This is a genomic window from Aeromonas sp. R4-3 (assembly GCF_040908275.1).
Lineage (GTDB): Bacteria > Pseudomonadota > Gammaproteobacteria > Enterobacterales > Aeromonadaceae > Aeromonas > Aeromonas rivipollensis.
In genome coordinates, this window is sequence record NZ_JBFODK010000032.1 from 27,108 (window position 1) to 44,881 (window position 17,774).

General features: G+C 62.6%; 16 protein-coding genes. 6 read left to right on the plus strand and 10 right to left on the minus strand.

Going from position 1 to position 17,774, the window contains the following annotated elements:
- Positions 1-19 precede the first annotated feature (19 nt).
- Genes AB5Y91_RS10900 through lptD form a run of 6 tightly spaced genes read right to left on the minus strand, consistent with a single transcriptional unit; the run spans position 20 to position 6,797 of the window.
- The gene (locus AB5Y91_RS10900; RefSeq protein ID WP_368169788.1) at positions 20-841 is read right to left on the minus strand and encodes a symmetrical bis(5'-nucleosyl)-tetraphosphatase; all 822 of its coding nucleotides are present in this window, start codon (positions 839-841) and stop codon (positions 20-22) included.
- Positions 842-847: 6 nt separating this feature from the next.
- Entirely contained in the window at positions 848-1,210 is a 363-nt protein-coding gene (gene apaG / locus AB5Y91_RS10905) for a Co2+/Mg2+ efflux protein ApaG (RefSeq protein WP_171276776.1), read from the minus strand.
- A 4-nt stretch (positions 1,211-1,214) separates the two neighbouring features.
- Positions 1,215-2,042: a 16S rRNA (adenine(1518)-N(6)/adenine(1519)-N(6))-dimethyltransferase RsmA gene (gene rsmA / locus AB5Y91_RS10910; RefSeq protein WP_043130439.1), complete on the minus strand. Its 828-nt coding sequence runs from the start codon at positions 2,040-2,042 to the stop codon at positions 1,215-1,217.
- Positions 2,032-3,027 (minus strand): 4-hydroxythreonine-4-phosphate dehydrogenase PdxA, encoded by a 996-nt coding sequence (pdxA, locus tag AB5Y91_RS10915; RefSeq protein WP_368169789.1) that lies wholly within the window; start codon positions 3,025-3,027, stop codon positions 2,032-2,034. The genes rsmA and pdxA overlap by 11 nt, the downstream gene beginning before the upstream one ends.
- A 14-nt stretch (positions 3,028-3,041) precedes the next feature.
- Complete coding sequence (gene surA, locus AB5Y91_RS10920; protein WP_368169790.1) at positions 3,042-4,334, minus strand: peptidylprolyl isomerase SurA; 1,293 nt, start codon at positions 4,332-4,334, stop codon at positions 3,042-3,044.
- Positions 4,335-4,364: 30 nt separating this feature from the next.
- Positions 4,365-6,797 carry an LPS assembly protein LptD gene (lptD, locus tag AB5Y91_RS10925; protein ID WP_111913716.1) on the minus strand — a complete coding sequence of 811 codons (2,433 nt, stop codon included), beginning with the start codon at positions 6,795-6,797 and terminating at the stop codon, positions 4,365-4,367.
- Positions 6,798-6,971: 174 nt separating this feature from the next.
- Here lptD and AB5Y91_RS10930 point away from each other — a divergent pair, with 174 nt between their 5' ends.
- From AB5Y91_RS10930 to djlA, 3 genes are read left to right on the plus strand one after another with little or no spacing between them, the layout of a single operon-like run.
- Entirely contained in the window at positions 6,972-7,982 is a 1,011-nt protein-coding gene (locus AB5Y91_RS10930; RefSeq protein ID WP_368169791.1) for an aminoglycoside phosphotransferase family protein, read from the plus strand.
- Positions 7,979-8,647 carry an N-acetylmuramate alpha-1-phosphate uridylyltransferase MurU gene (gene murU / locus AB5Y91_RS10935; protein WP_289983483.1) on the plus strand — a complete coding sequence of 223 codons (669 nt, stop codon included), beginning with the start codon at positions 7,979-7,981 and terminating at the stop codon, positions 8,645-8,647. Before AB5Y91_RS10930 ends, murU begins: the two co-directional genes overlap by 4 nt.
- A 19-nt stretch (positions 8,648-8,666) precedes the next feature.
- Positions 8,667-9,485 carry a co-chaperone DjlA gene (djlA, locus tag AB5Y91_RS10940; protein ID WP_234677109.1) on the plus strand — a complete coding sequence of 273 codons (819 nt, stop codon included), beginning with the start codon at positions 8,667-8,669 and terminating at the stop codon, positions 9,483-9,485.
- 68 nt (positions 9,486-9,553) lie between these two features.
- On the opposite strand, the gene AB5Y91_RS10945 is transcribed toward djlA, so the two are convergent.
- The 4 genes from AB5Y91_RS10945 to AB5Y91_RS10960 all read right to left on the minus strand — a co-directional run bounded on the left by AB5Y91_RS10945 (position 9,554) and on the right by AB5Y91_RS10960 (position 14,490).
- Positions 9,554-10,897, minus strand: a complete 1,344-nt coding sequence (locus tag AB5Y91_RS10945; RefSeq protein WP_368169792.1) for an NCS2 family permease — start codon at positions 10,895-10,897, stop codon at positions 9,554-9,556.
- 262 nt (positions 10,898-11,159) lie between these two features.
- The gene (locus AB5Y91_RS10950; RefSeq protein ID WP_106885938.1) at positions 11,160-11,495 is read right to left on the minus strand and encodes a hypothetical protein; all 336 of its coding nucleotides are present in this window, start codon (positions 11,493-11,495) and stop codon (positions 11,160-11,162) included.
- Positions 11,496-11,657: 162 nt separating this feature from the next.
- Positions 11,658-13,325: an energy-dependent translational throttle protein EttA gene (ettA, locus tag AB5Y91_RS10955; RefSeq protein ID WP_368169793.1), complete on the minus strand. Its 1,668-nt coding sequence runs from the start codon at positions 13,323-13,325 to the stop codon at positions 11,658-11,660.
- Positions 13,326-13,644: 319 nt separating this feature from the next.
- The gene (locus AB5Y91_RS10960; protein WP_234568415.1) at positions 13,645-14,490 is read right to left on the minus strand and encodes a lytic transglycosylase domain-containing protein; all 846 of its coding nucleotides are present in this window, start codon (positions 14,488-14,490) and stop codon (positions 13,645-13,647) included.
- Between the two features lie 356 nt (positions 14,491-14,846).
- On the opposite strand from AB5Y91_RS10960, the gene AB5Y91_RS10965 reads away from it, so the two are divergent.
- The 3 genes from AB5Y91_RS10965 (at position 14,847) to AB5Y91_RS10975 (ending at position 17,762) form a co-directional block, all read left to right on the plus strand.
- Positions 14,847-15,587 carry a glycosyltransferase family 2 protein gene (locus tag AB5Y91_RS10965; protein ID WP_262111572.1) on the plus strand — a complete coding sequence of 247 codons (741 nt, stop codon included), beginning with the start codon at positions 14,847-14,849 and terminating at the stop codon, positions 15,585-15,587.
- A gap of 37 nt (positions 15,588-15,624) precedes the next feature.
- Positions 15,625-15,990, plus strand: a complete 366-nt coding sequence (locus tag AB5Y91_RS10970) for a lipid-A-disaccharide synthase N-terminal domain-containing protein (RefSeq protein WP_111913339.1) — start codon at positions 15,625-15,627, stop codon at positions 15,988-15,990.
- An 86-nt stretch (positions 15,991-16,076) separates the two neighbouring features.
- Positions 16,077-17,762, plus strand: a complete 1,686-nt coding sequence (locus tag AB5Y91_RS10975; RefSeq protein ID WP_368169794.1) for an ArnT family glycosyltransferase — start codon at positions 16,077-16,079, stop codon at positions 17,760-17,762.
- Positions 17,763-17,774: the final 12 nt, after the last annotated feature.

A 17,774-nucleotide genomic window follows, 5' to 3' on the forward strand; every position in this document is an offset into this window, starting at 1 on the left:
GGGCGGCTGCACCGACGGCTTATTTGGCGTAAGCGGGGCAGGGGGTCGCTATCAGGGCGTCGTCTTCATACCGCCACATAGTGAGGCTGTTGCCCCAGACGCAGCCGGTGTCCAGCCCCTTGATGTCCGCCTTGCCGGTGGCGCCCATCAGGGCCGCCCAGTGGCCGAACACCAGTATGGGATCGTCCACGTGGTGCTCCCGCTGCTCGAACCAGGGGCGCAGGCCAGGGGTGGACTCCGTGGGTCCCTTCTTGCACTTGAAGTCGAGTCGGCCGTCGAAGTAGCAGAAGCGCATCCGGGTGAAGCTGTTGATGATGTAGCGGTAGCGCTCTATCCCCAGCAGATTTTCGCCCCAAGTATCGGGCTGATCGCCATACATGTTGTGCAGCAGCCAGCTGTACTGATCGCCGCGCAGCAGCGTCTCCACCTCGCGGGCGCAACTGCGTGCCGTGTGGGCATCCCAGGCCGGAGAGAGACCGGCATGGACCATCATGATGGGCAGCTCCGGGTGCTCCGCCAGCAGGGGACGGTGGCGCAGCCACTCCAGCAGCTCGTCCCGATCCGGGGCCTCCATCAGGGCCTGCAGCTTGTCTTTCTTCTTGAGGGGGGCGACCCCATGAGCCACCGCCAGCAGGTGCAGATCGTGGTTGCCGAGCACGGTCACGGCGCGGCTTCCCAGTGACTTGACGAAGCGCAGGGTGTTGAGAGAGTCCGGTCCGCGGGCGACCAAGTCGCCGCATAGCCAGAGGGTGTCGTTGTCGGGGTCGAATTCGGCAAGATCCAGCAGACGGCGCAGATCGTCGTAGCAGCCCTGGATATCACCGACGAAACAATTCGCCATGAAACCTCAGTTGATAATGTTGGGAACGGCCAGTGTGAAAGGGGCTATGGGGGCCTCAAACTGCTGCCCCGATTCGTCTTGCAGGGTGTAACTGCCTTCCATCACGCCTAAGGGGGTGGCCAGCGGTACGCCACTCTGATAGCTGAAGGTCTCGCCGGGGGCGATGAAGGGCTGCTCGCCCACGACCCCGGGACCTTCCACTTCCAGCATCTTGCCATTGGCATCCGTGATGAGCCAGCGCCGGTGCAGCAGCTGCACCTTGCCCGGCCCCAGATTCTCTATCTCGATGAGATAGAGAAAATGGTAAGGATCCTCGGTGCCCGCCACATAGCTGGGGTGCGGGCGAACCACTATCCGGGGGGATGCCATGGGATCAGGCCTGCTGCTGATCGGCCAGCCAGTTGGCTATCATGACGAACTGCTCGAGGGAGAGGTTCTCCGGACGCAGGTTGCCATCTATGCCAAGCTCGGTCAGCTGAGCGTCTGTGATGAAGTTGGAGAAGCTGTTGCGGATGGTCTTGCGACGCTGGCCGAAGCCCTCGGTGCAGACCCGGCTCAGGCAGCGCAGATCCTTCGCGACTATGGTCGGGTTCTTGTGTGGCACCAGTCGCACCACGGCCGAGTCCACCTTGGGGGCCGGCTTGAAGGCACCCGGGCCCACTTCCAGTACCGGGATCACCTGGCAGTAGTACTGGACCATGACGCTCAGGCGGCCATAGGCCTTGCTGCCCGGGCCTGCGCACATCCGCAATACCACTTCCTTTTGCAGCATGAAGTGCATGTCCTCCACCCGGTCGGCGAACTCGCACAGGTGGAAGATGAGCGGGGTGGAGATGTTGTAGGGCAGGTTGCCGAAGATGCGCAGGGGCGGTTTGCCTTCTCCCATCAGGGTGCCGAAGTCGAAGCGCATGGCGTCGGCCTCGATCACCGTCAGCTTGTCCTTGAGGGTCGGGTGCTCGCGCAGGCGAGCCGCCAGATCCCGGTCAAGCTCGACCACTGTCATCTTGTCCATCTGGGAGGCGACCGGTTCGGTCAGTGCCGCCAGACCCGGGCCTATCTCCACCAGGTTCTGACCCGGCTGCGGGTTGATGGCGGCGACTATCTGATCGATCACATAACGGTCGTGCAAGAAGTTCTGACCGAAACGCTTACGGGCCGTGTGGCCCATGTGCACCTTGTTGCTCTGCACCTTACTGCTCATATCTTTTTTTCTCTACCATCTGGATGGCGTGGTTAATCGCGGTGATCAGGCTGCCCGAGTCTGCCAGGCCCTTGCCTGCCAGATCCAGCGCTGTGCCGTGATCCACCGAAGTACGGATGAAAGGAAGTCCGAGGGTGATGTTGACCGAGTTGCCAAAGCCCTTGTATTTGAGCACCGGCAGCCCCTGGTCGTGGTACATGGCGAGTACCGCATCCGCATCCTTGAGGTATTTCTCCTGGAACAGGGTATCGGCAGGCAAGGGGCCGACCAGGTCTATCCCTTCCTGGCGCAGACTGGCCAGGGCGGGTTCGATCACGTCGATCTCTTCACGGCCGAGATGGCCCCCTTCCCCGGCATGGGGGTTGAGGCCGCAGACATAAATTCTGGGGTGTGCTATGCCGAACTTGCCCTTGAGATCCGCATCCAGGATGCGGATCACCTTGGCAAGGCGATCCTGCGTGATGGCCATGGCCACGTAGGCGAGGGGAATGTGGGTGGTCGCCAGCGCTACCCGCAGCCCTTCGGTGGCCAGCAGCATCACCACGTCGGCGGTGTCTGACTGCTGGGCAAAGAATTCGGTGTGGCCGCTGAACGAGACGCCCGCCTGATTGATGATCCCCTTGTGTACCGGACCTGTCACCACGGCGGCGAATTCGCCGCTCAGGTTGCCGTCGCAGGCGCGCTGCAGGGTGGCCAGCACATAGGCGCCATTGCCCTCGTCGAGCTCGCCCGGCACCACGGGGGCACCGAGGGGAACGGCACACACCGTCAGGGTTCCCGCCCGCTGACCCCTCACGGGGGCAGCGGCATCATAGGGTTCCAGCTCGATGGGCAGCCCCAGCAGGGCGGCGCGCTCGCGCAGCAGCGCCGGGTCGGCGATCACCACCAGCTGGTGCGGCCAGTCCCGCTGGGCTATCTGCAGCACCAGGTCCGGGCCTATGCCGGCGGGCTCACCCGGCGTGATGGCAAGGCGATGGCTGTTCATCTGCTCATCGCCCATTAATTGGGTTCGATCTGGATGTAGGCTTCGTCGCGCAGCTCATCCAGCCAGGCCTGGGACTCTTCGGTGAAGCGGCGGTTGAAGATGAGCTGATAGGCGCGCTGCTCCTGGGCCTTGCCGGTGGCGTCCTGGCTGCGGCGATCTTCCAGCTGCACTATGTGCCAGCCGTGGCTGGTACGGAAGGGCTCGCTGATCTGGCCCGGTTGCAGGCGGTTGACCATGTCGCGGAACTCAGGCACATAGACGTTGGGATCGGACCAGCCCAGCTCGCCACCCTGCACCGCAGAGCCCGGATCTTCGGAGTACTTCTCCGCCATGCTGGCGAAACTGGCCTTGCCGCTCTTGATGTCGTGCAGAATGCCGTCCAGGGTTCCCTTGGCCTTCTCCTCGCTCAGTATGATGGAGGGCTTGATCAGGATGTGGCGGGCCTTCACCTCGGTCTGCATCACTTGCTGCTGACCCTTGGTGTCGAAGACCTTGATGATGTGCAGACCGGCGCCCGAGCGCAGCGGCCCGACTATGTCACCCTTGCCGGCGCCCTGTACCGCCTCGGACATCAGGGTGGGCATCTCCTGCGGGCTCATCCAGCCCCAGTCCCCCCCTTCCAGGGCCTTGGGACCGTTACTCTCTGCGATGGCCAGCTTGCGGAAATCTGCCCCTTCCTTCAGGGCGGCAAGGATGCGCTCTATCTTGGCCTTGGCGGCGTTGAGCTGCTCGGCGCTCGGGTTGTCAGGCAGGGCAACCTGGATGTGGCCGACGTGGTATTCGGTCTGTTGCTGACCCTGCTTGCTCAGCGCCTCGACCACCTGCTTCACCTCCTGCTCGGAGATGTTGATGCGGCGGCGTACCTGGCTGCGACGTACCTCGTTCATCAGGATCTCGCGGCGCACCTCTTCCCGGTACTGGGCATAGGTCAGCCCTTCCCGTTCGAGCTGGGCACGGAGCTGCTCCAGGTTCATCTTGTTGTCGGCGGCTATGCTCTGGATGGCCTGCTCCAGCTGGGTATCACTGATCTTGAGCCCCTGGCGATCCGCCAGTTGCAGCTGCAGGCTCTCCTGGATCAGACGATCCAGCGCCTGCTTGCGCAGGGTGACGTCATCGGGCAGGGATTGGCCACTCTCCTGGGCAGAGGCTTTCACCTTCTGCACCAGGGCCTCCTGCTGACTGGCCAGCACCACGTCCTTGTTGACCACGGCAAGCACCTTGTCCACCAGCTCGGGCGCGGCGAGGGCGCCCTGGCTCATGACTCCAAACAGGCCTGCGGTCAGCAGGGAAATCAACGTCTTCTTCATATCCATCTCTCAAGGCGTTTGCCAGACCCGTTATTGGTCTCGCAGGTTAAACGGACGAATGTAAGGCAGTGCTTCGGTGTCAAGGGAGGTACCCTTGGAGCCGGTACCCACGCTACCCAATCCTTTCATTTCAAATTGAATGCCGAGGCTGCGCTCGGACGTCGGGGCCAGGTTCACGTTGTCCGGCGTATTGACCCACTCCAGGTTGAAGTTGATGCTCCAGCAGCAGGAGTCATATTTCAGACCCACCTTGCGGTCAACTTTGACGTTCTGGTCGAGCTCCTGATAGTAGCCGCCATAGAGGTGCCACTGATCGTTGAGCGGTGTGGTCAACAGCAGGCCGATCTGGTTGAGATCCGTCACCTCGCCCTTGCGATCCAGGTCGTAGTTGGCGTCCCGCACGAAGCGGTGGCTCAACTGGCTGATCAGCTTCTCGTGGCGGTACTCCAGGGCGCTGTTGGAGGAGCTTATCTGACGCTGCTCCAGGTCATATTGCGCCCCGGCATGGGCATACCACTGCTCGTTGATCTTGGCGTCTCCCTCGAACGAGAGCGGGGAGCGGGTATTGGTGCTCAGCGCGTCGCTGGAGTAGAGCTTGACCCTGGGGGCCACGAAGTCGAAGGCTTGGGCAACGGCCAGCCGAATTCGTTCATCGCCGGCCGGATCATAGATGCGGGTGGTGACGCCGACCGAGAGCCGGTTGGAGTCGCTGATGCGATCCAGGCCGGCGAAGCGACGGTCGCTGAACAGGCTGTAGTAGTCCTGGCGCATGGTGGTGGAGTCGTAGACACCTATGTTGTCCTGATCCTTGTAGGGCACATAGAGGTACTGGAACTCAGGCTCCAGGGTCTGGCTGGCCCCTTCGCCGAACCATTGCTGGTTGCGCTCGAAGGTCATGCCGCCCTTGAGGCGAAACGAGGGCAGAACCCGGGTGATGATGCCCTCTTCCAGGGTGACATCCCCCCCACCTTGCGGAGTGAACCTGTTGGTGAAGGTGCTGCTCATGTCATCCGGCACCGTCTGATCGTAACGGGTGTACATCAGCTTGTACTGGCTGTCGAGGAAGTAGCCGGCTTCGTCGATGAGCGGTATGGTCAGGGTGGGCGCCGTGTAGACACGGGTGCCGGTATAGGCCTCTCCCTGGTTCTGCTGGACTGCCTGGTCGTTGTTGTAGCCAAAGTTGGTCAGCTCTGTGCTCCAGGCCAGATCGTACCAGCTGCCCTGCTGGTAGTAGTTGTGGTTGATGCGCGGCATCAGCTCGTGGGGCTGCTGGGCGCTGGCCAGCAGAATTTGGTAGGTGCGCACCTCGGCATTGAGGTTCCAGTTCTGCTGGAAGTAGCCGGCCGTGAGGGACTGCTGCAACTGGTTGTCGACCTGGGTGCCCACGCTGGGGGAGAAGTCGTTGAAGTAGTTGTAGTCCCGATCCCGCACCTTGGTGTAGTCCACCGACACTCGCAGGGCGTTGTCCATGAACATGGAGGTGTGGCGGGCGTTGAGCAGATAGCGATGCCCGTCGGACAGGTAGTCGTTGAGGCTGTCCGTCTCGTCGTACTGCTTGTCGTCCGCCAGATTTTCGAAATAGAGGCTGCCCACGTGGGCCGGATCCGGCATGTAGCGGAACTCGACCTGCTCCATCAGGCCCCGTCTGTCCATGAAGCGGGAGGTGATGGTCGAGTCGTAGTTGGGGGCTATGTTCCAGTAGAACGGCTGGGTGATGTCCATGCCGTTCTTGGAGCTTTGGGTATAGCCGGGGTAGAGCAGGCCGGTCTTGCGCTCATCCTTGATGGGGAAGTTGATATAGGGGAAATAGAAGACCGGATAATCATAGAGCCAGAGGCTGGCGTTCCAGGCTTCCCCGAACACCTCGGACTGATCGATATCTATGCTGCCGGCTTTCAGGGTCCAGGCTTCCTGACCCGGGGGACAGGTAGTGTACTGGGCGCCCTCCAGGGTGATGTTCTGGTTGTTGTTGGTCATGGTGACTTTCTCGGCGAAGCCGCGCACCGGTGAGCCATGCACCTGATACTTGCCCTCTTCCAGCTCGGAGTTCTTGGTGTCCAGGTTGGATTTGAGGGTCTTGTCGCTGGTGACAGTAATCTGGCCATCGTTGTAATAGATGTTGCCGATGGCGATGACATCCCGGCTCTTCTGATCGAGCTGGGCGTAGTCGGAGTCAAATTTGCGCACGCCCTGACGAACCTTGACGTCACCTTCATAGACGGCGGTACCGCCCTGCTTGGCCTCCAGGCGATCGGCATCCACTTCGACGGGCTGGGCATTGGCGTCCTGACTCGCGCTGGGTTTCTCGACCTTGGGGACATAGTCATAGCAGAGGCTGTTGAGGATCCCGGTGGCCGGTGGCGCGTTGAGGGGCGCCGCCTGGACCGTGAGCGGACTCAGGGCAGGAACAAGGCTGATGGTCAGGGCGATGGGATAAGAAGACCCCAGTGTCCATTTTGTCATGTGAAGGGCTCGCGCAATCCGTAGTAAAAACGGTTGATTCAGGGCATGCATTTTATGTCAGGATCCATCGAGTTGACATTGCATGTCATTGCTTTATGTTAGCCGGCAATGATAAAGCATTATTGCGGCCAGGGCTAACAGCCAAGTGCTGCTTTCCAATTTGGTTCCCGACTCATGCACGATCGCACTTCCCTGCTATTGCAATGGGCACGCCGGATTACCGGTGATGCCAACCTCCAGTTGACCCTGATCTCCGGTGACGCCAGTTTCCGCCGCTACTTCCGTGGTGGTGGCCTGGTGTGGGTGGATGCTAATCCGAAAACCGAAAAAAATCATGAATTCGTTCGCAATGCGGCCGCCCTGCACGCCGTGGGGCTGCTGGCTCCCGAGGTCAGGGCGGTGGACTACGAGCAGGGCCTGCTGGCGGTCAGTGACCTTGGCGATACCCAGCTTATCGGCTGCCTGAACGATGGCAACGTGCTGGCCTGGTATGACAAGGCCATAGGGCTGCTGCCCCGGCTGGGAGCGGTCGGGCTGTCGCTCGAGCCCTTCGACGATGCCTTCATGGCGCGCGAGAATGCCATCTTCCCCGAGTGGCTGCTGGGTCATCACCTGAACCTGATTCTCGACGAGACCGAACAGCAACTGCTGGACGAGATGTTCGCCTGCCTAACCGAGAACAACCTGGCTCAGCCCCAGGGGGTGATGCACAGAGACTTCCACAGCCGCAACCTGATGGTGTGCGGCGGCGATACGCCGGACGACAGCCGACTTGCCGTCATCGACTTCCAGGACATGGTTATGGGGCCGCTGAGCTACGACCTGGTCTCCCTGCTGAAAGACTGTTACGTGCGTTGGCCCGATGAAGTGATCGAACAGGGCATGGGCCATGGCTTCGACACCCTGAGCCGGGCGGGCCTGCTCGGCGGGCTCGATTATGCCAGCTTCCGTCGTCACGCCGACCTGACCGGCATGCAGCGCCACCTGAAGGCGGCCGGCCTCTTCACCCGTCTCTACCATCGCGACGGCAAGTCCGGCTACCTCAAGGACATCCCCCGCACCCTGGGCTATGTGGTGGATGTCTGCCACACCCATGGTGCCGAGCATCCGGTGCTGGCCCGCTTCGGCCTGTGGCTGGAGCAGGTGGTGCTGCCCGGTCTGGCACGCACCGGGGTGGCCTCATGAAGGCGATGATCCTGGCCGCGGGTCGTGGGGAGCGGATGCGCCCGCTCACCGACCTGCTGCCCAAGCCGCTGCTGGCGGTGGGGGGCAAGCCCCTCATCGTCCACCACATCGAGAAGCTCAAGGCGGCCGGGGTGACCCGGCTTGTGATCAACCACGCCTGGCTCGGCCACAAGCTGGTGGAGGCGCTCGGCGATGGCCGCCAGTTCGGGGTCGAGATCCTGTGGTCGGCGGAGGAGAGCGCCCTCGAGACCGCGGGCGGCATAGTGCAGGCATTGCCCCTGCTGGGCCCAGAACCCTTTCTGGTGATCAATGGCGATACCTGGATTGACGGGGATTATGGCGCTCTGGTGAATCAGTCGCTGGCGGATGACCTGGCCCATCTCTGGCTGGTGCCCAATCCGCCCCAGCACCCTCAGGGGGATTTCTCCCTGCAAGGCGGCCGGGTGCTGGATGCGCCGGCCCTGACCTTCAGCGGCGTCGGCCTCTATCACCCGGCGGCTTTTGTCTCCCTGCCTTGCGGTGCCCGCAAGCTGGCACCCCTGCTGCGCGACTGGATGGCGCAAGGCCGGGTCGGTGGCAGCCTGCTGACCGGCGAATGGCGTGACATAGGCACCGTCGATCGGTTGCGCGAGCTGGATGACCAGCTGCTTGCCGGCACTCATTAACATCACGAGGTCTTGAACCATGCGTATTTGGGGTAAGGTGCTTGGCGCCTTCTTCGGTTTTCTGCTCGGCAACATCTTCGGCGCCCTGCTTGGCCTCTGGATCGGCCACCGCTTCGATCGGGGCATGGGCATTCGGGGGGCGTTCCAGCGTGCCCCCAGCCAGCAGCAGCAGGCGGTCTTCTTCCACGCCACCTTCGCCGTCATGGGCCACATCGCCAAGGCGAGCGGTCAGGTCACCGAGCACGAGATCCGGGTCGCCTCCAGCCTGATGGACAGGATGCGCCTGTCCGGCGAGCAGCGGGTGCGGGCCCAGGAGTCGTTCCGCCAGGGCAAGGAGAGCGATTTCCCGCTGCGGGAAACCCTGGCGGAATTCCGCCGTGCCAGTCTGGGGCAGCGCGACATCTTGCGTTTCTTCCTCGAAGTGCAGCTGCAGGCCGCCTTTGCCGATGGCAAGGTGGAGGCCAACGAGCGCGCCATATTGCAGACCATAGCGGACGAGCTCGGCTTCAGCCGTATCGAGCTGGGGCGGATCCTGGCGATGGCCGAGGCGCAGATGAACTTCTTCCACCGCCAGCAGCAGGGTGGGCAAGGGCAGCAATACCGGCAGGAGGCCCCCTCCCAGGATCGCCTCAAGGATGCCTACCAGTTGCTGGGGGTGAGCGAGAGCGACAGCGATCAGGAGATCAAGCGCGCCTATCGCAAGGAGATGAGCAAGCATCACCCGGACAAGCTGGCCGCCAAGGGGTTGCCGCCCGAGATGATGGAGATGGCCAAGGAGAAGACCCAGGAGATCCAGCAGGCCTGGGAGTGGATCCGCGAGGCCCGCGGCATCCGTTGAACCTTGCCTTTTGCCAGCCATAAAAAATGCCCGTCGATGACGGGCATTTTTGTGTGCGCAAGCCGGGGTTAGTGGCTGTCGACCCAGACGAACTTGAGCACGAACAGCAGGGCTACTACCAGCACGCAAGGGTTGATCTCGCGCCAGCGGCCGGTGCCCGCCTTCATCACGCAGTAGGAGATGAAGCCCACGGCTATCCCCTCTGTGATGGAGAAGCTGAACGGCATCATCACCGCTGTCATGAAGGCCGGAACCGCTTCGGTCAGGTCTTCCCACTTGACCCGGGTCAGCTCGGAGCACATCAGCACGCCCACGTAGATAAGGGCCCCCGCAGCGGCGTACGCCGGCACCATGGCGGCGACTGGGGAGAAGAAGATCGCCAGCAGGAAGAGGATGCCGACCACTATGGCGGTCAGGCCGGTACGGCCGCCGACGGCCACCCCTGAGCTGCTCTCGATATACGCCGTCACGGAGGAGGTACCCATAAAGGCGCCGCCGACCGAGCTCACGCTGTCCACCAGCAGCGCCTGCTTCATGCGCGGGAAGTGACCTTTGTCATCCGCCAGCTTGGCGCGGTTGGTGACGCCGATCAGGGTGCCGGAAGAGTCGAACAGGTTGACCAGCATGAAGGAGAAGATGATCCCCGCCAGGCTGATGTCCAGCGATCCCATCAGGTCCAGCTGACCGAAGACGGGGGTGATGCTCGGCGGCACAGAGATGAAGCCCTTGAAGGTCACGTCGCCGAACAGCCAGCCCAGGGTGGTGGTGACCACTATGGCGATCAGCACGGCGGAGTGCACGCCGCGGGCGGAGAAGATGCAGATCAGGAAGAAGCCGAGCAGCCCCAGCAGGCAGGGCAGTGAGGTGAGGTCGCCCACCGTCACCATGGTGGCGGGGCTCGCTACCACTATGCCTGCGTTGTGCAGGCCGAGCAGGGCGATGAGCAGGCCTATGCCGGCTGTGATGCCGACCCGCAGGGTGAGCGGGATGTTGGCAATCAGCCAGTAGCGCACCCGCAGCAGGGTGAGAATCAGCAATCCTAAGGCACCCCAGAAGATGGTGCCCATGCCGATCTGCCAGGAGTAGCCCATGCCAGCCACCACCACGAAGGCGAAGAAGGCATTCAGTCCCATGGCGGGGGCCAGGGCGATGGGCAGGTTCGCCAGCAACCCCATGAGAATGCTGCCGATGCCGGCGATGAGGCAGGTAGTGACGAATACCGCCTGGGTGTCCATGCCCGCCGCAGAGAGGATCTGCGGGTTGACGAACACTATGTAGACCATGGTCAGGAAGGTGGTGATGCCGGCGATGACCTCGGTGCGGGCCGTGGTGCCATGGCCTTTCAGGGCAAACAGGCGCTCGAGCAATCCTTGCCCGGCGGCCTGGCTGGCAGCTTGGTGTTGTTGATTCATGTTGGATTCCAATGGGTGACGTGAAATAAGCAGCAGGCGAACGGCCAATCCCATCCATGCGGGGTAAATGGCCCTGTTTCTGGCGACTGAGTGACCAGACTCGTCCTGATACCGTGACAGCGCGCACATTTTTACACAGGCCGCGACGTTTACAAACCCCGGATCTGCGAGGGGGATCAATGAATAGAGTAAAAATTCAAACGTTTGCCCATCGAGAGGTAAAAACAAGGTTCGATAGAGGCTTGTGCTGCGATGGCGACCCTCAGAGGCTCTTGAGGTAGCGCTCCACCAGCTGGGCCAGCACGGCGTCGCTGTGCTCCTGCAAGGTGGCGAGCGTCAGCCCCATGCGCTGCAGCAGCAGGCTGGCCTGCTCTTCGCTCAGCTTGCGCCCCTCAATGAAAAACTCCTGTTCGGGCAACTGCTTGTCATGACGCGGCAGCAGCACCCAGCTCACCCGTTCGGGTTCGATGGCGGCAAAGATACGGCCGGCCGCAGCGCAGAAGGTATCGATGTGGCGCTTGCCATCCGGGCCCAGGCAGCCGGGTTCGATCCGGATCTGGATGGTGAGTCTCTTCGGGGGGGCGCTGGTCTGGGTCATCGGTGAGTGCCGGTAGGGGGAAGCGGGAAGATTGTAAGCGAAAAGGCAAGAGAAAGGGGAGCCCGGGCTCCCCTTGTGACGTTGCAATCACCCCGATGGGGCGATGCGCTTGTCTATCTGGAGCTGTGCGGTTGGTCCGCCTCACTCCATCGCCAGACGCAATTACTTGGTAATGCGTTTGTACTTGGCGCGGTGTGGCTGAACCGCATCGGCGCCATAGGTCTTCTTCTTCCACTCTTCGTATTCGGTGAAGTTGCCCTCGAAGAAGGCAATCTTGCCCTCGTCCTGGTAGTCCAGGATGTGGGTGGCGATACGGTCGAGGAACCAGCGATCGTGGGAGATGACCATGGCACAGCCCGGGAACTCCAGCAGGGCGTTCTCGAGGGCGCGCAGGGTTTCGATGTCCAGATCGTTGGTCGGTTCATCCAGCAGCAGCACGTTGCCGCCGGTCTGCAGCAGCTTGGCCAGGTGCAGACGGCCGCGCTCGCCACCGGAGAGCTCGCCGACCCGCTTCTGCTGATCGGCGCCCTTGAAGTTGAAGCGACCAATGTAGGCACGGCTCGGGAACTCGTAGTTGCCGATGCGCAGGATATCCTGGCCGTCGGCGACCTCTTCGAACACCGTCTTCTTGTCGTTCATGCTGTCGCGGAACTGATCCACGGAGGCCAGCACTACGGTATCGCCCAGGGTGATGGTGCCGGAGTCCGGCTGCTCCTGGCCCGACATCATGCGGAACAGGGTGGATTTACCAGCGCCGTTCGGACCTATGATGCCGACTATGGCCCCCCTCGGAATGGCGAAGGAGAGATCGTCGATCAGCTGCCTGTCACCATAGGACTTGCAGAGGTTCGCAACCTCGACCACCTTGTCGCCGAGACGGGGTCCGGGCGGAATGAACAGCTCGTTGGTCTCGTTGCGTTTCTGGTAGTCGTTGGTGTTGAGCTCCTCGAAGCGAGCCATACGGGCCTTTGACTTGGCCTGACGGCCTTTCGGGTTCTGACGCACCCACTCCAGCTCTTTCTCGATGGACTTGCGACGGGCCGCTTCCGAGCTGGCTTCCTGAGCCAGACGGGCGTCTTTTTGCTCCAGCCAGGAGGAGTAGTTGCCTTCCCAGGGGATACCCTCGCCGCGGTCCAGCTCCAGGATCCAGCCCGCCACGTTGTCGAGGAAGTAGCGATCGTGGGTGATGGCGACGACTGTGCCTTCATAGTCGTGCAGGAAGCGCTCCAGCCAGGCCACGGATTCCGCATCCAGGTGGTTGGTCGGCTCGTCCAGCAGCAGCATGTCCGGCTTTTCCAGCAGCAGGCGGCACAGGGCTACCCGGCGGCGCTCACCACCTGAGAGGTGCTTGATCTGGGCGTCCCAGGCCGGCAGGCGCAGGGCGTCGGCCGCGCGCTCCAGCTGGTTCTCCATGTTGTGACCACCCTGGGCGGCGATGATGGCTTCCAGCTCGCCCTGTTCGCGGGCCAGCTTGTCAAAATCCGCATCCGGGTCGGCATAGGCCGCATAGACCTCATCCAGGCGAGCCATGGCGCGTTTCACCTCGCCGACCGCCTCTTCCACCGCTTCGCGTACTGTCTGCTCCGGATCCAGCTTCGGCTCCTGGGGCAGGTAGCCGATCTTGATGCCGGGCTGCGGACGGGCTTCCCCTTCGATCTCGGTGTCGATCCCCGCCATGATGCGCAGCAGGGTGGATTTACCGGCGCCGTTCAGACCCAGCACACCGATCTTGGCGCCCGGGAAGAAGGAGAGGGAGATGTTCTTGAGGATATGACGCTTGGGCGGCACGACCTTGCCGACCCTGTTCATGGTGTAAATAAATTGAGCCATTGGCTAATTCTCTTCCTTTTCAGCAGTTTAATGTCTTTGCATCAACAAACTGACGTCGTGGTGGGGCCTGGTCGGCAGGGGCCGACCCGGTTCCAAAAAACCCGTCGATTGTAAACCAATGGGAAGAGGGCGGCAAAGTGGACAACCGGGGGGCATTGAGTGTCGGGATCCCCTCCGGCAGAGGGAGGAAAAGAGGCTGGCATCTGGCAGATGGCCGATCAAGGTTCCGGGTCGAGCTGGCTTAAGACTTCCTTAACTCTGGCTCGATAGGATTCATCAGCTGACCTTGAGAAGCCATGGAATCAGCTTATGCCAAGGGTCAGCGGGGCTGCCTGGTGCTCTTGGCAGGGTCCTGCCCCGAGTAGTAGAGCACCCGTTGCACATACTCCTGGGTCTCCTGGTAGGGCGGTACGCCGCCATGGCGGATCACGGCCTGTTCGCCGGCGTTGTAGGCGGCGCTGATCCTGACCCAGTCGGGGCCAAACTGCTTCTCCAGCCACTTCAGGTAGATCATGGCGCCACGGATGTTCTGCTGCGCATCGAAGGGGCGGGTAACGCCGAAGCGCACCTGGGTCTCGGGAATGAGCTGCATGACCCCTTGCGCCTGCTTGGGGGAGACGGCTGTGCTGTTGAGATTGGACTCGGCGATGGCGATGGCGAGCGCCAGCTGGGGGTCGACCTTGTGACGGTGGGCGGCCTGGCGGATCATGACGGCCAGCTTCTGTTTGGTGAGGGATTGCCGGGCCAGATAGCTATCCTGATCGAAGGGGGTGCTGGGGCGTACCCAGGGTGCGCCTCCTCCGCCCCCGCCGATACCGCAGGTGCCCAGGGGGGCATTACCCACCCGCTCGTTGTAGTAACGAGCCGCTTGCTGATTGCCAAGGCGCATGGCCATGGCGAGGTAGGCGTTGGCGTGGCGGGGGCTGCGGATCCCCTGGGGCCCGCGAGCCAGCAGGCGGCCGATGCGATAGTAGGCCTCCGGGTTGCCCATGCTGGCCGCGGTGCAGTAGTGGGCTATGGCTCGCCGCGGGTTGCTCTGCTCCATGGCGGCGCCCTGGCGCAAGGCGCTCATCGCCTTGGGGGCCTGGCGAAAGGCGTCGGCATGGGTGTAAGTGGCAAGCAGTAGCAGGACTCCCCAGCCCCAGGTGCAGAGTCTCTGCATGATGGATACCTCGAATTTCGTATCCGCAAGATATAGGCCCGATATGGGGGGGACGCCAGCCAGGGGATGGAACATCTGGTTATGTGTCAGGCCATCAGAGATGAAAACGGTCTGGAACTTTTGGCAGAGAAAAAAAGGCGCTCTTGGTGAGTGTGAAGGGGAGCCCGGGGGTTGTGCGACCAGGCCCTCTGAACGCGGCACAACTCAAATTGATAGATTTATTACTTTTGGGGCAATAAACTGCCGCGCTTGCTGTCTAACGCCTTGTATTTGCATGATGTTAGTCAGCTTGTCGAGAGAATGTTAATGAGGAAAGCGGTCGAGGCGACTGCGTTCCTCGTCATGGTCGGGAACTTCATATGCTTGATTCAATCGATGTCTCTGTCGTCGTGCCCGCCAAGGATGAGCGGGACAATCTGGCCCCCCTCATCGGCGAGATAGATGCCGCGCTGGCGGGGAAATACAGCTACGAGCTGATCTATGTGGACGATGGCAGCGAGGATGACAGCTATGCCATCCTGTGCGATCTGAAGAGGCGTTATGCCGGGCTGCGCGTGATCCGCCATGCCAGGGCCGTCGGTCAGAGCATGGCGGTGCTCAGTGGCGTGCGTCACGGTCGCGGCGACTGGCTGGTGGTGCTGGATGGTGACGGTCAGAACGATCCGGCCGACATTCCCGCCATGCTGGAGGAGGCCAAGCGCCGCTTCGCGCAGGATCCCGCGCAAGTGGGACTTATCGGTCACCGGGTCAACCGTCGGGATGATTGGGTCAAGCGACTCTCCTCCAGGCTGGCCAACGGTTTTCGCGATCTGCTGCTGCGGGACGGCATCCCGGATACCGGCTGCGGTCTCAAGGTGGTGCGGCGCGACTGGTATCTGCGCCTGCCCAGCTTCAACCACATGCACCGCTACATTCCGGCCCTGATCCAGGCCCAGGGGGGCCGCATGTCCCCCTGGCCGGTCAACCACAGGCCACGTCAGGCGGGTGTCTCCAAATACGGGGTCTGGAACCGGCTCTGGGTCGGGCTGGTGGACGTGGTCGGTGTCTGCTGGCTGCAACGCCGCTCCAAGGTGGTCGAAGTCAGGGAGACACTCGAGTGATCGACTCTCTGCTCTCGATGCCGTTGGAGTGGCTGATATGATCGATGCCCTGCTCTCCATGGAGCTGACCTGGTTCGACTGGACCGGCCTGCATGTCACCGGCTGGAAGCTCATCGGCTACACCGGGGCGCTGATGTTCGGCGGCCGCTGGCTGGTGCAGTTCCTGGCCTCCAAGCGGGCCGGCAAACCCGTCATACCCCGGATGTTCTGGTACATGAGCGTGCTCGGCAGCCTGATGACCCTGAGCTATTTTGTTTTCTCCCCCAAGCAGGACTCCGTCGGCGTGCTGCAGAATCTCTTCCCCACCTTCACCGCCCTCTACAGCCTCTACCTGGATATCCAGCACCGGGGTTGGAAGCGGGACAAGCTCGTCAACGACAACGAGATCCACCATGGCAAATGAGCATGTCCTGATCAGCCGCTTTCCTCTGGTCATCCCGCTCCAAGGCTGGAGACGTGGCAAGCTCGTCGATATCAATGAGGTCCGCCATGAATGACCGCTTCCTGCTCAATCAGCGCTCCCTCGGCTGGTTGCTGCTGATCGCCCTGATGGTGCTGGGTGCCGGCCTAGGGCTGCGGGATCCCTGGCCCGCCGACGAGCCGCGCTTCGCCCTGATCGCCAAGGAGATGGTGGAGAGCGGCCAATGGCTCTTCCCCATGCGTGGCGGCGAGATCTACCCGGACAAGCCCCCCCTGTTTATGTGGGGCATAGCGATAGGGTATTTGCTGACCGGCTCCATCAAGGTGGCGTTTTTGCTGCCCTCCCTGCTGGCGGGTCTGCTGACCATACTGCTGGTGTGGGACCTGGGCCGCCGCCTGTGGAACCCGGCGACAGGCTTCATGGCCGGGCTGCTGCTGCTGTTCACCGTCCAGTTCACCCTGCAGGCCAAGACGGCCCAGATCGATGCGTTGGTGACCTTCTTCATCACGCTAGGGGTCTACGGTTTCATGCGCTTCCTGCTCTGCGGGGGAGGCTGGCGCTGGTACTGGCTCGGCTGGTTTGCCGCCGGGCTCGGCATCATCACCAAGGGGGTGGGGCTGCTGGCCCTGCTGATCCTGATCCCGGCTGTCTGGACCCACAGGGAGCAGATCCGCGCCGCCTCCCGTGCCGACTGGTCGAAGGCGCTGGCGGGGCCGCTCTTCATGCTGCTGGCCATCGGCCTGTGGCTGGTGCCCATGCTGAGCGCCGTGGCCCAGAGCGGGGATCCAGTGCTGCAGGCCTATAGAGACAACATACTGCTGCGCCAGACGGTGACCCGCTATGCGAACGCCTGGCATCACGTCAAACCCTTCTGGTACTACCTCACCTCAGTGATCCCGCCGTTCTGGCTGCCCCTCTCCCTGCTGCTGCCCTGGCTGGTGCTGGAGTGGCGCAAGGCGGTGCTGGGGCAGGACAAGCGCGTCATACTGCTGCTCGGCTACCTGGTGCTGGTGGTGCTGTTCTTCTCCCTGTCGCCGGGCAAACGCGGCGTCTATGTCACGCCGGGCACGCCGGCCCTGGCGCTGCTGACCGCTCCCTACATGGGGACGCTGCTGGCGCGGGTCTGGCCCGGGCGTCTGCTGGGTGGGCTCGGCTGGCTGCTGGGGATCGTTTGCGTGGGCGCCGCCGGGGCCCTGGCCGTCAGCGACAAGCTGGCGAACCGGCTGGGGGATCTGGGACCGGCCCCCTGGCTGCCCCTGCTGGTGCTGGGGGCGGTGCTGCTGCTGGTCAATGTGCTGCTGCGCCGGGCGCCGCTCAGCGCCATCCTCTGTTCGCTGGCGGTGGGTTGGCTGCTCTACTCCTGCTGGATCTGCGTGCGCCTCAACGACATGCGCACGCCGCAGGGGGTGATGGCGCGGGCACAGCAGAAGGTGCCCGCGGGGGAGGAACTGCTGCTTGCCGGTTTCAAGGAGCAGCACCTGCTGTTCGCTCGGCAACCAGTGCAACATTACCCCTACCTGCTGGGGGATGGGGAGCAGGCTCGCGAGGCGGCGGCCTGGGTGGCGGCCGCGCCGAATCGCCATGTGCTGGGCAGCGCGGATCTGATGGTGCTGTGTTTCGAGCCCGAGAAGACGGAAAACCTCGGCAACCGCCATCGCACCGACTGGCTGCTGGCGGGGGCTGAGGCTCTCAAGCCCGCATGCCAGGGGTTGACCCCGAGGCTCGAACCCTTCCGCTATAACACGGGCCCCTGAGGCCGGGACCCA